Below are 15966 nucleotides of genomic sequence, written 5' to 3'. Positions count from 1 at the left end.
ATTTTATCATCCCTATTCATATCTTGCATGTTCTTAAAGGAAAAATCGTGTTTGACAATTTTCCCATTAATTGAGAGACAATATTTACAATGAAACGAGGAAAATAAATGTGAAAGGACATGAATGATGGTATTGAGGAGGGGCGTGGATGACAACAAGAAAGTCTATGGAGGATTTTCTTTACCAATGTCAGCAAACGGTTGAATTTGCACAAGAACAGTTAATTGACGGTTCAAAACAAGGGTATTTTCATGATCAGGAATATCGTGAGGCACAACAAAGGCTGGAAGACCAATATAATGAACTAATGGCCGTGTACAGGAGTGCTAATGCCGTGCAAAGAGACCGTCTTCACCGGATGAGATTACAGATCCAATCTTTGCAAAATGAAATGACATTGCTCGACCATCATTAATGAACTTTAGGGTGCCTAGAATGAGGAATTATTTTTTTATTCCTCTAGGTACCCTTTTTGAAATGATTTTGAATATATTTATGATTTGATGTAAAAAGAAATATTATTGCACAAAAAACTTTTCTTTGCATGTTTATAGAAAAACTCCTACAATAATTTGTGAACTTAAATATTTTGTTAAAAAAATTCTTATCCCACCTTATTGAGCAGTGTGACCTCACCTCAAGATTTTGAGATGTCCATAAAGGTCCGATTGGTTCAACTAACTATCCGCGGGAGAATAATCCCACGGATGAAACTTTATAAGGAGTGTTATTCATGCCTCGTCCGTTTTGGTTTATTTTTATTGGTCATTTGATCAACACTACCGGAGGCTCTTTTTTATGGCCGTTAAATACCATTTATTTACACGACTATTTAGGAAAATCGTTATCTTTGGCAGGTTTTGTTTTAATGTTAAATGCGGCAGCTTCGGTCATTGGGAATTTGTTAGGCGGTTATTTGTTTGATAAAATTGGTGGTTTTAAGGCCATTATTACCGGTGCCGGAATTACACTGGCCGCATTAATTGCTCTAACATTTTCACATGGTTGGCCAAGTTATGCGATTCTACTTGTTTTAATCGGCTTGGGATCCGGGATTGTCAACCCTTCTATTTACGCTTTAGCCGGTGCAGCATGGAAAGATGGAGGCAGAAAAGCATTTAATGCGATGTATGTGGCGGCAAATATCGGTGTTGCTATCGGTTCCGCAATGGGAGGCTTTATTGCATCTATTTCTTTTGATTTAATTTTTGTTTCCAATATGGTCTTATACCTTATCTTTTTTATCATTGCATTTATGTCTTATCGAAATATTTCCGACGAGGCTGTCAGTGGAATCTCCTCCATAAAAATTCAAGGAGAAAATGTACATCATTATAGACGGAATATGCGTGCCTTACTTATTCTTTCTATTGGTTATGCGCTTTGCTGGATAGCCTATGTTCAATGGCAAACAACAATTGCAACGTACACGCAAGAAATTCATATTTCCCTTGAGCAATACAGCCTTCTATGGACAGTGAACGGTGCATTAATTGTTTTGGCACAACCGCTATTGGCCGTATTTGTGAAAAAGTTTGCCCGATCATTAAAAATACAAATTATCATCGGCACTTTCATATTCTTGGTCTCCTTTGGTGTTGTTGCCGTTTCTCACCATTTCAGCGGTTTTATGTCTGCAATGATTATTTTGACTTGTGGAGAGATGCTCGTTTGGCCGGCCATTCCGACTATCGCAGATCAATTGGCACCAAAAGGGAAAGAAGGATTTTACCAAGGTATTATTAACAGTGCTGCAACCGCAGGAAGGATGGTCGGACCGATTTTAGGTGGTATTCTTGTCGATCATTTTGGGATGTCTATCCTCATTATTATTTTATTTTTTCTGTACGTTATTTCAATGTTTACAACGATTTTTTATGATAAAGGTTTGGACAAAAAATTTCAGACAAAAGTTGTGTAAAGCTGTCTTCACTGAATCGCTGCCTCATTTCGGGCAGCGATTTTTTGCCGTTGAAATTTTGGTATGGCACTGTTGAAATTTAGAAGTGCACTGTTGAATTAAGGTATCTTACTGTTGAAATCGGTGGGGGTACTGTTGAATTTTAAGAGTGCACTGTTGAATTTTTTCTATTTACTGTTGAATTCCCGTCTATCTACTGTTGAATATTTCCCTTTTACTGTTGAATTGACGGGGGTTACTGTTAAATTCAAGGGTGGGTTTATTGAATTGGGAATCTTGTTGTTGAAATATCGTGATGTCACTATTGAAATTGGTCCTATACTGTTAAATCCGGGTAAGATTGTTGAACTAGGCGAACTAAAAATTATTTTTAAAATATGTTAACTAATACTAAAAATAAGTTGACAAATACCTCCTTATTCATTATTTTTAAAATATCAACTGTTTAAAGGAGGTAACGCGAATGAAAACTATTGAAATCACATTGGTTAGTATGTTTGTTGTTTTAATTGCAATCGGGGCAAATATTACATCCATTATTCCCTTTGCGGTAGTAGGTGGGGTGCCGATCACTTTACAAACATTTTTTGCCGTGTTATCCGGTTTAATACTAGGGAGTCGCCTAGGTGCGATTACGACAAGTGTTTATGCATTTATGGGACTTGTCGGATTACCGGTTTTTGCCCGTTTTAGCGGTGGATTTGGTTCACTTCTTAGCCCAACCTTTGGCTTTATACTTTCTTTCATTTTGGCTGCTTACGTGGGCGGAAAAATTATTGAAAAGAAAAAAACTGTATCATGGTATGTTTTTGCATCATTAGTTGCCACTGCGATTAATTATTTATTCGGGACGAACTGGATGTATTTCGCTTATAAATTTTGGGCAGATGCACCGGACGGATTTTCATATGGATTGGCATGGCTTTGGATGTTGCCGCCGCTTCCTAAAGACATTATTCTTGCAGTAGTTGCCGGAATCTTTGCTCATCGCATGCGGGTTTCCATCCTTTCAAAAGGCCAATTCAAAAAATTGAAATTAGGTGCATAGCTTTGACAGAGAAACAAGGGGAAAAGGAGGAAATTTTGTGGATTGGAAAGAACTGGCATATGAAGTACTAAATGGCAAGGAAATAACATATGAAGAGGCATTAACAATATTACTAACACCTGATAAACAATTACTGGAACTTCTTCACGGTGCATATATCATTCGTCGCCATTATTATGGAAATAAAGTGAAGTTAAATAAAATAAAAAATGTCAAATCAGGTATTTGTCCGGAAAATTGCAGCTACTGTTCGCAATCAAGCATTTCCAAAGCACCGATTGAAAAATATACGATGTTATCAAAAGAAGAAATCTTAGCCGGTGCGAAACAAGCTTATGATATGAAAATAGGTACGTATTGTATTGTTGCAAGTGGGAGAGGACCAAGTAATCGCGAAATTGAAACCGTTGCTGCAGCTGTCAAGGAGATAAAGGAGCGATATCCGTTAACGATTTGTACATGCTTAGGTATTTTAAAACCGGAACAAGCGGTAAAACTGAAGGAAGCCGGAGTCGATCGTTATAACCATAATATAAACACATCAGAAAGACATCATCCCGAAATTACCACTTCCCACACCTATCAAGATCGGATACATACTGTTGAAAGGGTAAAACAGGCGGGAATCTCTCCATGCTCAGGAATTATTGTTGGTATGAAAGAAAAGAAAGAAGACGTCGTTGATATGGCTTTCAGTTTAAAAGCTTTAGATGCTGATTCCATTCCAGTAAATTTCTTAAATGCCATAAGCGGGACCCCTTTGGAAGGAACAAAGGAATTAAATCCCCGGTATTGTTTAAAAGTATTAGCGATGATGCGGTTTGTCAATCCTTCAAAAGAAATTCGGGTAGCAGGTGGTCGGGAAGTAAATCTACGCAGTCTGCAGCCGCTCGGGTTATATCCTGCCAATTCAATTTTTGTTGGAGACTATTTAACTACAGAAGGTCAAGCAGATTCAGCCGATTTACGAATGTTGGAAGATCTCGGTTTTGAAATTGACTTTAACTATCAATTCGTTTCGACCAGATAAGCTTTTAAAAACTATGTTCTCAGTCACCTACCACTGACAAAGTTTAATCCCGATAGCATGGCAATGTAAGTTTATCCCGAGTTTAACGACAAATCAAACTTCCGTCTCAAAACTCGGGATAATAAGGGGAAGGAAAAGAGCAATTTTGCAAATGTCCGATTCATTTTTACTAAGTGAGAGATAGATGGCCCCTGTTGATTGTTAATGAGCGGGGTGAATTATCGAAATTCCTCGAACTTTGCTTGCTTTTTTCCAAATTTTTCACTATAATATTGCCATACTAACTGGATAAAAACGGTGACGAGGAGTAGTAATGTCCGCTGTTGTTCAAAGAGAGCTAACGGTCGGTGGGAGTTAGTCATCAGCAACATGAACTCGCCTCTGAGTTGCAAATATGAATTGAGTAATATTTGCCGGCTCGACCCACGTTACGGGCTAATCAAGTGAATATATTTCGGCATTATATGCTGATATATATTAAATTGGGTGGTACCGCGGGAGACAATCCTCTCGTCCCAAATCAGTTTTGGGATGGGGGGATTTTTATTTGTGAATGTTTTGAAAAGAAAGCTATTGGTCAAAATGGAGGATAATTGAAAAAGTTAAAGGAGGCAATTTCAGTGAGTTTCAACCATAGACAAATCGAGAAGAAATGGCAAAACTATTGGCAAGAACATCATACATTTCGAACAACCGAAGACAAAGATAAACCGAAATTTTTTGCAATGGGAATGTTTCCTTATCCATCAGGGGCAGGTCTTCACGTCGGACATCCGAAAAGTTTTACGGCGGTTGATATTACTGCACGTATGAAAAGAATGCAAGGCTATAATGTTCTTCATCCAATGGGCTGGGATGCGTTCGGATTACCTGCCGAACAATATGCAATTGATACAGGTAATGATCCGGCTGAATTTACTGAAAAAAATATTCAAACATTTAAGAAACAATTAAACGATCTAGGTTTTTCCTATGATTGGGAGCGGGAAGTGAATACAACCGATCCGAATTATTACAAATGGACCCAATGGATTTTTATCAAATTGTATGAAAAAGGGCTGGCTTATATTGATGAAGTGCCGGTTAACTGGTGTCCGGCGCTTGGAACAGTTCTTGCCAACGAAGAAGTCATCGATGGGAAAAGTGAACGCGGAGGCCACCCGGTAATTCGGAAACCGATGAAACAATGGATGTTAAAGATTACTGAATATGCCGATCGTCTATTGGAAGATTTGGATGAATTGGACTGGTCCGAAAGTATTAAAGAAATGCAACGGAACTGGATTGGCCGTTCAGAGGGTGCAGAAATTAACTTCCAAATTGACGGTCACGACGATACTTTCACCGTCTTCACAACACGTCCGGATACTTTGTTCGGTGCCACGTATGCGGTTTTGGCTCCAGAACATGGTTTAGTCGAGAAAATTACGACAGCTGAACAAAAGGATGCAGTTGAAGCGTACCTTAAAGAAGTCCAAACAAAATCTGACTTGGAGCGGACGGATTTGGCAAAAGAAAAAACGGGTGTATTTACCGGCGCTTATGCAGTGAATCCGGCAAGCGGTGAAAAAATGCCCATCTGGATTGCCGATTATGTGCTTGCCACTTATGGTACCGGGGCAATTATGGCGGTACCGGCACATGATGAACGTGACTATGAATTTGCGAAAAAATTTGATTTGCCGATCCGTGAAGTTGTTGCCGGCGGGGATATTCAAAAAGAAGCGTATACCGGTGACGGCGTGCATGTAAATTCCGGATTTCTTGATGGTTTGAATAAACAAGATGCCATTGCAAAAATGATTGCTTGGGTAGAAGAAAAAGGCATCGGGCAGAAAAAAGTTCAATACAAATTGCGTGACTGGTTGTTCAGCCGTCAACGCTATTGGGGTGAACCGATTCCGATTATTCATTGGGAAGACGGTACCATGACAACTGTTCCGGAAGAAGAATTGCCGCTGCTTTTACCGGAAATGAAAGAAATTAAACCGTCCGGAACCGGGGAATCACCGCTTGCCAATGCGACAGACTGGTTGGAAGTCATTGATCCGGTGACAGGCAAAAAAGGACGTCGGGAAACAAATACAATGCCACAGTGGGCCGGTAGCTGCTGGTATTATCTCCGCTACATCGATCCGAACAATGATCAATTTATCGCAGATCCGGAAAAATTGAAATATTGGTTGCCGGTTGATTTGTACATCGGTGGAGCTGAACATGCAGTCCTACACTTGCTATATGCCCGGTTCTGGCATAAAGTACTATACGATATTGGGGTAGTCCCTACGAAGGAACCATTCCAAAAATTGGTTAACCAAGGGATGATCCTCGGTGAAAATCATGAAAAAATGAGTAAATCGAAAGGCAATGTTGTAAACCCGGATGAAATTGTGGAAAGCCACGGAGCCGATACATTGCGCTTGTATGAAATGTTCATGGGACCGCTGGAAGCATCCGCACCTTGGTCAACAACCGGACTTGACGGTTCGCGCCGGTTCTTGGACCGGATTTGGCGTCTCTTTGTTAACGAGGATGGCACGCTTTCTGATAAGATTGTCGACAAAGTTGGCGATGAATTGGAAAAAACATATCACCGTACCGTGAAGAAAGTGACGGAGGATTATGAAGGCCTTCGTTTTAACACAGCAATTTCCCAATTAATGGTATTTATCAATGAGGCCTATAAAGTTGGGGAAGTACCGCGGAAATTTGCGGAAGGATTTTTGCAATTGTTATCACCGGTTTGCCCGCATATCGCTGAGGAGCTATGGTCAAAATTAGGGCATCATGAATCGATTACTTTTTCGACTTGGCCGACTTTTGACGAAAGTAAATTAGTTGATAATGAAATCGAAATTGTTATTCAAGTGAATGGCAAAGTTCGGGCTAAGAAAATGGTGCCGGTGGATAGCAGTAAGGAGCAATTGGAGGAATTGGCAAAAGCGGATGAAGCCATTCAAGCCCAATTGGCCGGGAAAACAATCCGTAAAGTGATTGCCGTACCGGGAAAATTGGTAAATATCGTGGCAAATTAATTTTGGAAAAAGGTCATCTTTTACGGATGACCTATTTTGACGACGAGGGCGAATCTCGTCACCATTTTGGGGTGAAAAAGTCTCATTTTCGACGACGAGACCTATTCTCGTCACCAATTTGAGGTGAAAACTGCTCTATTTTGGCGGCGAAACCCGATCTCGTCATCATTTTTCGGTGAGAAACGCTCTTTTTTGACGACGAGCCTCGTTTCTCGTCGCTAATTTTGTTTTAATAAAAGATTCATGCATTTCATCACTAATTAACCAAATCAAACTATTCCTCGTTACGGAATCTATTATGCTAAAATGAACGCATGATATTTTTTACAAAGGATGATGGAAGATGAAGGTCATTACGCCTGAAGAACTTGAAGTAAAAATAGAAAAAGGGGAAAAGCTGCACATCATTGACGTTCGTGAACCAGAAGAAATAGCAGAAGGAATGGTTCCGGGTGCGAAACATATCCCAATGATGCAAATTCCGGAACGAATGACAGAGCTTGACAAAGATAAAGAATATATTTTCATTTGCCGTTCGGGAAATCGGAGCGGGCAAGTGTGTGGATTTTTAGAAGGCCATGGCTATAAAGTCGTCAATATGATTGGCGGAATGCTTGAGTGGACCGGTGAATTAGAATGGAATGAGCAAAATTCATAAAATTTTTAAATAAAGTGTTATAAAATTCGGATAACTTGGCCATGATGAAAATAACAATAGTGAAAGTGCTTTGTTTGTTGGCGGAACTTCTCTTGTAAATCCGGACAATAAAACTTAGTCTACTTTTTCACCAATATTTTTATATTTTCCTATACTGTAAAAAAGGAGTTAAAGGAAAATGGTCAAGGTAAAGGTATTCGATTATGAACATGAAAAAGACTTGGAACATGAAATGAATAATTTTTTAGGAAAACTTGATGAAGATCAGCTAATAGATATTAAATATCATGTTGCGGCAATGTATGAAGAAGATGATGAAGATCAAATCTATTGTTTTTCGGCTATGGTTATTTATCGGAAATGAGTTGAAAAAAACCAGGAACACAGTGCTCCTGGTTTTTTACTCGTTTTCCAGTTTTAAAGCAAATTTTGCCGCATTTAAGCCTGCAAGTCTTCCGGTGACAAGAGCCGACGTAATATTATATCCCCCTGTGTAGCCGTGAATATCCAAAATTTCCCCGCAAAAATAAAGTCCTTCCATTTTTTTCGATGCAATTGTCTTTGGCTCGACTTCTTTTATAGAAATTCCACCGCCTGTTACAAAGGCTTTTTCTAAAGGTAAGGTACCGTTAACAGTAAAGCGGAAATCTTTACAAAGTTGAGCGAGCTTTCGGAGCTTCTCTTTTGCAATGGTGTTCATCGGCTGGTCTTGGTCAATTTCTGCTTGCTCCAATAAAAATAAAAGGTAACGTTCCGGTAAAAGACCTTTCAAAGCATTTTTGACCGCTTTTTTCGCTTCTTCTTTTACATGAGAAACAATTTCCTGAAAAATTTCTTCTTCGGTCCGGTCAACAATTGTGTCCAGTTTCATGGTTACATGTGACAGATTCCATTTTTTCATTGCTTTAACGACAAATTGGCTGCACCGTAAAACAGCCGGTCCGGAAATACCGAAATGGGTAAAAATCATATCCATTTGATGGGTAATAATCGGTTTTCCTTTTGGATTTAATACCGATAAAGCTACATTTCGAAGCGATAATCCTTGTAATGTACGATTTTTTATAAAAGGTTCATCCGAAAGTAAAGGAACTTCTGTCGGGTAGAGTTCAGTTACTGTATGTCCGGCTTTTTCCGCCCAAGGATATCCGTCACCTGTAGAACCGGTGTGAGGGACCGATTTACCGCCGACCGCAACAACGACAGAGCGGGCCTTTATTTTTTCACCATTTTTTAAAATAACTTCTGCCACATGACCGTCTTCGTAATTGATATCCGCAACAGGGGTATTTGTTCTAATCATTACGTCAAGTTCTTTCAATCGGTTCAGTAATGCATTGACGACTGATTTTGCATCGTTTGTGACCGGAAACATTCGTCCGTGATCCTCTTCTTTCAGCTTCACACCTAAATTTTCAAAGAATTTTATAATGTCCTCATTGTTAAAAATAGAGAAGGCACTGTAAAGAAAGCGGCCGTTCCCGGGAATATGTTTAACAATTTCATCAACCGGAAGACGGTTTGTTACATTGCAGCGCCCGCCACCGGAAATAGCAAGCTTTCGACCAAGCTTATCACCTTTATCGACAAGCAACACGTTCGCCCCTGTTTCTCCTGCTGCAATTGCCGCCATCAATCCACTCGGACCGCCACCTATTACGAATACATCTACATTCAAAACAATCACCTTTTTCATTATCAGGTTATAACTTCATTCATTATATAAAAGGGGAAATCAGAAAGAAAGTGGATTTAAGTTTTTTTACTGATAGATCAAGGTGGGTGATCGTACAGGGTGAAATCAGCAGTTCCCATGGCGACTTGACAGTACCGCTGCCGAATTCAACCGTAAGATATCTTAATTTATTCAACAGTCCCCCCATCTAATTCACCAGTAAAAAGAGAAAAATAAACAGCAAACAAGCCTTAATTCAATAGTAAAAATGAAAAATTCAACAGCAGGGCACCTATAATCAACAGCAACCTATCGAATTCATCAGCAGATTCCTCAAATTCAACTACGGAAGGAAAAATTCAACAACAAATCACTTGAATTTCGACAGAAAAATAAAAAAAGCAGTTCAATCTGCTTCATCCCTAAAAAGTTCGCAAAAAATATAAAAGTAAATTGTCAATTCAATATAAAAACATGTAAACTAGATTAGTGTATTTTAACGTAAAAATTTGTCATAATGTTGAGCAGATAATATTATTAAAAGAGAAAAACTGTTAGGTTGGGATTGTATGGGTTCAAAATTTATGCGGGGTACGTTTATTCTGACCCTTGGTACATATATTTCAAAATTTCTTGGCTTAATATACATAATTCCTTTTTTTGCATTGGTTGGAGATAATGGTAACGCACTCTATAATTACGGATATGTACCGTATACGATTTTTATTAGTATTGCGACGGCGGGCATTCCTTTAGCTGTTTCCAAGTTTATTTCCAAATACAATGCCTTGGAAGAGTATGGTGTTGGGCGGAAATTATTTAAGTCAGGCTTGGTTGTCATGCTTTTGACAGGCTTGGCTTCATTTATCATTCTTTATTTATTGGCTCCGACATTTGCTGATATTATCATTGCAGATAAAGATCAAATAATAAAGTCTGATGATGTTGTGTCAGTTATTCGGGCAGTCAGCTTTGCATTAATCATTGTCCCGTTTATGAGTCTCATACGTGGTTTCTTTCAAGGGCATCAATCCATGGGACCGTCTGCTGTGTCACAAGTCGTTGAGCAAATTGTTCGGGTTGCATTTCTTTTAATCGGGGCACTTGTCGTTTTAAAAGTATTTCATGGTTCTGTTGTTACAGCTGTCCAAGTGGCGACATTTGCAGCCTTTGTTGGTGCGATCGGCAGTTTAATTGTTTTACTATGGTATTGGTATAAGCGAAAACCGTATTTGGATGAATTGTTACGAAAAGATAAGGGAACTATTCAAATATCCTTAAAAGAGATTTATAAAGAGATTTTTATATCGGCAATTCCGTTTGTTGTCGTTGGGATCGCGAATTCCTTATTTCAATTAGTCGATCAGTTAATCCATAATCAGGCAATGGCAAATATCGGTTTGGCAAAAATTGCTGATGCAAGTCTTGCAGCTTTAAACGTAAATTCACATAAAATTGTCATTATCCCTGTATCACTGGCGACCGCCTTTTCCGTTTCGCTTGTCCCATCAATTACCGATGCGTTTGTTAATCATCGTGAAAAGCAATTGAAATCACAAATGAATCAAACGTTTCAAGTGTTATTGTTTTTAACATTGCCTGCATCGATTGGAATTTCTATTTTGGCCGAACCGTTTTATACATTCTTTTATAAGCCGGATCCATTCGGTACCAAAATTTTAATGATATATGCACCGGTTGCCATCCTTTTTGCCCTATTTTCCGTAACCGCTGCGATTTTACAAGGGTTAAATCAACAAAAATTTACGGTGTTCAGCTTGTTGTTAGGGCTTTTGTTTAAACTTATTTTAAATACACCGATGATTGAGCGATTTCAAACGTTCGGGGCGATTTATGCTACCGTTATCGGATATTCAGTCACAATCATAATCAATTTGATCGTGATAAAATATTTTGCCAATTATAAATATCGTCTTGTATTCCGACGGGGGATTTTGATTATTATATTTAATGTAATTATGGGTATTTCTGTTTTTCTGTTTTATAAACTAATCACCCTATTCATAGCACCGGAAACAAAATCCATGTCATTACTGATTATTTTGGTCTGTACAATAATTGGAGCGGTTATTTATTTTTACTTGAGTTTCAAGTCACGCTTATTGTATTTCTTGTTTCCTGAACAAATGCAAAGTTTGAAAAAGAAGTTATCTAGTTAGAGTCAAACTTACATCAGCGGAGGAAATCGTTCCCCCGCTGATCGTTAGTTGACGAATCATGTCTTTAGCTGACCTGGTTGGATGTCTCTAGGTGCGTGTCCTGAACTTTTCAAATTAAAAACCTAAACGTCTTTCTACTCTGCGAAGTCGGTTTTCCAAGCGGTCGACTTCCCGTTCCAAACGGTTTACATTCCTTTCTAATCTGTCAATTCGGGTTTGTGTACCTGTTCCCGGAAAGCCGGGGAAAAATTGTCCGGTTTGCCCCGGGGTTTGAAATTGCCCCTGTCCCGGAAATTGTCCCGGGGTTTGAAATTGATCCATTCCTGGAAATTGTCCTTGGCCGGGAAATTGATATTGCCGGTAGTAATCAATCATAAACATAACCTCCTCTATAATCTCAGTAATTAGTGTATGTGCATATAACTAAAAGGGACTGATTGGAATGCCTAATTCTTGATTAAAAAAGAGGTGGTTTGCTTTAATAAGTTTTTGGTAATGGAGATAAGAAAATTTAGTCTAAAGTATGGGCAAAAATATATGATCTGCTTTAAATTTTTGGGAATGGAGTTAAGAAAATTTAGCCTGATTCGTGGAAAAAAATATATGATCTGCTTTAAATTTTTGGGAATGGAGTTAAGAAAATTTAGCCTGATTCGTGGAAAAAAATATATGGTCTGCTTTAAATTTAGGGAATGGTTTTAAGAATTTTTACCCTAATGTGCAATCGAAAAATATCGTTTGCTAAGAAATTTGCATGTGGATGAAAGAGTATATTGGCTAATTTGTGGTTAATAAAGGGTCCAATATCTTTCTTTATTTAAAAATGGAAAGAATGTTATTATACCAGAAAAACGTTAGGAGGCTGTTGAATGCGTATTGATAAAATTTTGGCAAATATTGGCTACGGGAGCCGGAAAGAAGTGAAAAAATTATTGAAGAATCGGGTGGTAACTGTAAATGGGGAGACCGTGACAGATGCGAAAACTCATGTCGACCCGAAAAAAGATAAAATGACTGTTTATGGGGAAAAAATTGAATACAAAGAATATATTTATTTAATGATGAATAAACCGGCCGGTGTGATTTCTGCGACAGAAGACGACCGTGAGAAAACCGTGATTGATTTGTTAGAAATGGAGGATGCTGTTTATGAGCCTTTTCCCGTTGGACGACTCGATAAAGATACAGTGGGTCTGTTGCTTCTAACGAATGACGGGGGATTGGCGCATCAGCTGTTGTCACCGAAAAAGCATGTACCGAAAACGTATTATGCATTAGTGGATGGAACCATTACGGAGGAAGACAAAAAAGCGTTTGCAGCCGGAATTAAGCTTGATGATGGTTATGTCACAAAGCCTGCTCAACTCAATATTTTACGGAGCGGTGAAATTCGGTCGGAAATTGAATTGACGATTACAGAAGGGAAATTTCATCAAGTGAAACGCATGTTTGAAGCGGTAGGAAAAAAAGTAGTTTATCTAAAGCGGCTTTCCATGGGACCGATTAAGCTGGATGGGGATTTAGCTGAAGGGGAATATCGAGAACTGACCGATGAAGAAATCGATCTTCTGAAAAATAGGCAATGACCTGTTTTTTTATAATTATGAAGTGCGGGCTGAAAAAAATCGCCAATTAAAGGCGATCCCTATATAAATCTTTATATCTAAGATGAAGTTCTCACTTTTTTATCTGTCGTTGTCCATTTGCCTCGGCTTGGGCTTGTAACTAAGCCATTATATGCCAAAACATTTAAATCTCTTTGAATGGTCCGAGGAGTCGTGCCAAACTCGTCAACTAATTCCTGTGTTGACACCGTTCCGTTTTCATAAATAAACATGTATACGGATTTGATTCGAGTTAGCATTCGGTCTGTTGAGTTTTTCAAAAAACCACACCCCTATAAAATTATTAATTGGCGAACTGCAAACGACAACGGGGAATAGCATCCCTGTTCTCTGAGACTCTGCACAACTATCGTCGGCAGGTTCTTATCTACGCAAACTTCTTCTAATTGCACCTTTTCCATTTTAGTAAAACCTAACTTCTCAATGGAGTAATACAGCACATAGAACCATTTGTTTTGATAAGGATTTTTACTAACAATGCATGTTCCAATAAATTACTTTCACATTAGGATAAGGCTCGACTAAAAACTTTTGCTTACCATTCATATCTAAGAAAATATTTTTCCTCATATCATCTCAATAGCTATATCATGAGGTTTCATGACATTGATTTCTGATAAATGGAAAATGTAATACTAATATTATAACGAATTGACATTTAAATTGCCAGTCTTTTTATATTATTAGAAAATAAATTTTTTTGAACAAATTGTTGAATATCTTGTAAAATTTGTCCGCACAAACGGTCACTAAAACTTCCTCTTATGGGTAAAAGAAAGTCAAAGATGGAAAGGAGGGGAAGATAAGTGCCGTAAGTGCTCGATTGGTTTAACTAACCATCAGTAGGATGAGACCCCCACTGATGGAAGGCTCACTCTATTGTCAAGAATTATGTAATGACGGTCTTTTCTAAAGTTACGTAAAATTTTCGGAAGTTTAATAGAAAGCTAATAAAATATTCACCTCCTTTTTTGCCATTATATGAATAATGTTATAAAATATTCAAAGAAATTCATTCAATAGATGTTTGAATGGTAATAGGTTATTTTCTTATACGTTTAAGAATAAATTTCCAGCAAAGGTGAGATTTCACTTAAATGTAGGCTGATTTCAACGAAGGGAAGGGAGAACATTGGGAAAAGTTATTTTTAATGGTCATATTGTTGATCGGGAAAAAGCGATCATTCATATTGAGGATCGCGGATTTCAGTTTGGTGACGGTGTTTATGAAGTAATCAGGATTTACAATGGAAAGCCTTTTACATTAAAAGAGCATATTGATCGGCTTTATGCAAGTGCCCAAAAAATTTATATGGAGATTCCTTATTCTAAACAAGAAATAACGGATTTAATTATCAATTTGCTTGAACAAGAGAATGCTTCTACATGTAATCTGTATTTGCAAATTTCAAGAGGTGTAGTTCCCAGAAATCATGTTATTCCTGAAACGGTTTCACCCACCTTGATCGGTTATCTTATGCCCGGTACTCGTCCGGTTGATTTAATGAAAACCGGGGGGAAAGCCGTTATTACGGAGGATTTACGCTGGCATTATTGTGATATAAAGTCGATCAGTTTGTTAGGAGCTGTTTTGGCAAAGAAAAAAGCAACGGATGCCGGCTGTCTGGAAGCAATTTTACATCGAGATGGCATCATTACAGAGGGTAGTTCGACCAATATATGGATGGTTCAAAACGGGAAGCTATTTACTCATCCGGCTAATCAATTTATTTTAAATGGGATTACCAGACAAAAAGTAATTTCATTGCTTGACTTCAACCAACTGCCTTATGAAGAAACCGGTTTTACTGTGGAACAATTACAAAATGCCGACGAGCTGTTTTTAACGAGTACGACAATGGAAATCATCCCGATTGTTGAAGTAGATGGTGTAAAAATTGGAAACGGGACGCCAGGGGATGTAACGAGAAAACTTCAAACATTATTTGAACAAGAAATAGAGCATGAATGTGGTCATCTTTTAAGCAAGGTGGAATAATTGTCTCTTACAAATATACTTCTACACGAAACGGAATGGCCCAGATAAGAGAATTTTTTAACAATTACAGTATGTTTATTTATAAATCTTTGAGTACTACTCCCTTTTTTGGTGTACAATAAATAATGAATAAAAATGTACGAGGGAGTACCATTATGAAAGGGAATCATTATTTTTTTGCCGTAAAATTACCGAGTGAAGCGAAGAAATTTATTCACCAATGGGTTATGACGAATAAAGAGCATTTTCCGTTTAAACGTTGGGTCCATCCCGAAGATTATCATATCACCCTTGCTTTTTTAGGGGATCAAGAAATAGAAATGTTAGAAAGAGCAATCGTTGCTGTTGAGAAAATTGCAAAGGAAGAAAAACCATTTGAGCTTACTTTTCATCAGTTGGGGACATTTGGAAAGGCGACGGAACCGCGGATTTTTTGGCTGGATGTTAAAACTTGCGAACGGTTAACAGGTATACAGAAAAACGTGTATAATCAATGTATAAAACTCGGGTTTTCACTTGATAAAAAACCATTCCGCCCTCATATTACATTAGCCAGAAAATGGGGTGGAACCGATCCTTTCCAAATGAACCTGTTGGATCTGTATAGCTTCCGGCAATCTTTTTCATTTTCTGTTAATCAAATTGTTTTATATGAAACACATCTTGATCAAACGCCAAAATATAAAGAATATCATGTGTTTCAACTGGATGCTTGATGGTAAGAAAAAGAACATGCCGTCTGTGGCCGGACAATAAAGCGTATGTATAGGCTGTTCTTCAGTATTTTTTCTGATG

At 38.1% G+C, this 15966-nt stretch carries 15 protein-coding genes and 1 other annotated feature; of the genes, 12 read left to right on the top strand and 3 right to left on the bottom strand.

The window, feature by feature from the left end; translation table 11 throughout:
- Positions 1-148 precede the first annotated feature (148 nt).
- The 8 genes from BT1A1_RS12700 (at position 149) to BT1A1_RS12665 (ending at position 8056) form a co-directional block, all read left to right on the top strand.
- The gene (locus BT1A1_RS12700) at positions 149-415 is read left to right on the top strand and encodes a YtzC family protein (RefSeq protein ID WP_034771881.1); all 267 of its coding nucleotides are present in this window, start codon (positions 149-151) and stop codon (positions 413-415) included.
- Positions 416-733: 318 nt separating this feature from the next.
- On the top strand, positions 734-1921 hold the full coding sequence (locus BT1A1_RS12695; protein ID WP_034771879.1) for an MDR family MFS transporter: 1188 nt from the start codon (positions 734-736) through the stop codon (positions 1919-1921).
- A gap of 135 nt (positions 1922-2056) precedes the next feature.
- Positions 2057-2305, top strand: coding sequence for a hypothetical protein (locus BT1A1_RS12690; protein WP_034771877.1), 249 nt, complete (start codon positions 2057-2059; stop codon positions 2303-2305).
- Between the two features lie 79 nt (positions 2306-2384).
- Positions 2385-2969, top strand: a complete 585-nt coding sequence (locus tag BT1A1_RS12685) for a biotin transporter BioY (protein ID WP_034771875.1) — start codon at positions 2385-2387, stop codon at positions 2967-2969.
- A 37-nt stretch (positions 2970-3006) separates the two neighbouring features.
- Positions 3007-3999, top strand: coding sequence for a biotin synthase BioB (bioB, locus tag BT1A1_RS12680; protein WP_034771873.1), 993 nt, complete (start codon positions 3007-3009; stop codon positions 3997-3999).
- A gap of 288 nt (positions 4000-4287) precedes the next feature.
- Positions 4288-4520: a binding site (T-box leader), on the top strand.
- 99 nt (positions 4521-4619) lie between these two features.
- On the top strand, positions 4620-7034 hold the full coding sequence (leuS, locus tag BT1A1_RS12675) for a leucine--tRNA ligase (RefSeq protein WP_034771932.1): 2415 nt from the start codon (positions 4620-4622) through the stop codon (positions 7032-7034).
- A gap of 343 nt (positions 7035-7377) precedes the next feature.
- Positions 7378-7692 carry a rhodanese-like domain-containing protein gene (locus tag BT1A1_RS12670; RefSeq protein ID WP_034771871.1) on the top strand — a complete coding sequence of 105 codons (315 nt, stop codon included), beginning with the start codon at positions 7378-7380 and terminating at the stop codon, positions 7690-7692.
- Between the two features lie 178 nt (positions 7693-7870).
- Positions 7871-8056 carry a sporulation protein Cse60 gene (locus tag BT1A1_RS12665; RefSeq protein ID WP_034771870.1) on the top strand — a complete coding sequence of 62 codons (186 nt, stop codon included), beginning with the start codon at positions 7871-7873 and terminating at the stop codon, positions 8054-8056.
- A gap of 36 nt (positions 8057-8092) precedes the next feature.
- Here the strand turns inward: BT1A1_RS12665 and BT1A1_RS12660 are convergent, their stop codons facing one another.
- Positions 8093-9388 carry a BaiN/RdsA family NAD(P)/FAD-dependent oxidoreductase gene (locus tag BT1A1_RS12660; protein WP_034771869.1) on the bottom strand — a complete coding sequence of 432 codons (1296 nt, stop codon included), beginning with the start codon at positions 9386-9388 and terminating at the stop codon, positions 8093-8095.
- A gap of 548 nt (positions 9389-9936) precedes the next feature.
- On the opposite strand from BT1A1_RS12660, the gene BT1A1_RS12655 reads away from it, so the two are divergent.
- A complete protein-coding gene (locus BT1A1_RS12655) occupies positions 9937-11547 on the top strand; it encodes a putative polysaccharide biosynthesis protein (RefSeq protein WP_034771868.1) in 1611 nt (536 codons plus the stop codon).
- 114 nt (positions 11548-11661) lie between these two features.
- Here the strand turns inward: BT1A1_RS12655 and BT1A1_RS12650 are convergent, their stop codons facing one another.
- A complete protein-coding gene (locus BT1A1_RS12650; protein ID WP_034771867.1) occupies positions 11662-11922 on the bottom strand; it encodes a hypothetical protein in 261 nt (86 codons plus the stop codon).
- Positions 11923-12416: 494 nt separating this feature from the next.
- Here BT1A1_RS12650 and BT1A1_RS12640 point away from each other — a divergent pair, with 494 nt between their 5' ends.
- Positions 12417-13133 (top strand): pseudouridine synthase, encoded by a 717-nt coding sequence (locus tag BT1A1_RS12640; RefSeq protein WP_034771865.1) that lies wholly within the window; start codon positions 12417-12419, stop codon positions 13131-13133.
- 77 nt (positions 13134-13210) lie between these two features.
- Here BT1A1_RS12640 and BT1A1_RS12635 read toward each other — a convergent pair whose 3' ends face one another.
- The gene (locus tag BT1A1_RS12635) at positions 13211-13432 is read right to left on the bottom strand and encodes a DeoR family transcriptional regulator (protein ID WP_034771864.1); all 222 of its coding nucleotides are present in this window, start codon (positions 13430-13432) and stop codon (positions 13211-13213) included.
- An 872-nt stretch (positions 13433-14304) separates the two neighbouring features.
- Here BT1A1_RS12635 and dat point away from each other — a divergent pair.
- Together dat and thpR are read left to right on the top strand one after the other, a co-directional pair.
- The gene (gene dat, locus BT1A1_RS12630; RefSeq protein WP_034771863.1) at positions 14305-15171 is read left to right on the top strand and encodes a D-amino-acid transaminase; all 867 of its coding nucleotides are present in this window, start codon (positions 14305-14307) and stop codon (positions 15169-15171) included.
- A gap of 155 nt (positions 15172-15326) precedes the next feature.
- Positions 15327-15887 (top strand): RNA 2',3'-cyclic phosphodiesterase, encoded by a 561-nt coding sequence (gene thpR, locus BT1A1_RS12625; RefSeq protein ID WP_034771862.1) that lies wholly within the window; start codon positions 15327-15329, stop codon positions 15885-15887.
- Positions 15888-15966: the final 79 nt, after the last annotated feature.

This window comes from Caldibacillus thermoamylovorans (assembly GCF_000751775.1).
Lineage (GTDB): Bacteria > Bacillota > Bacilli > Bacillales > Caldibacillaceae > Caldifermentibacillus > Caldifermentibacillus hisashii.
The sequence above is the reverse complement of the archived record's forward strand: the minus strand, read 5'-3'. Positions and strand labels throughout refer to the sequence as shown.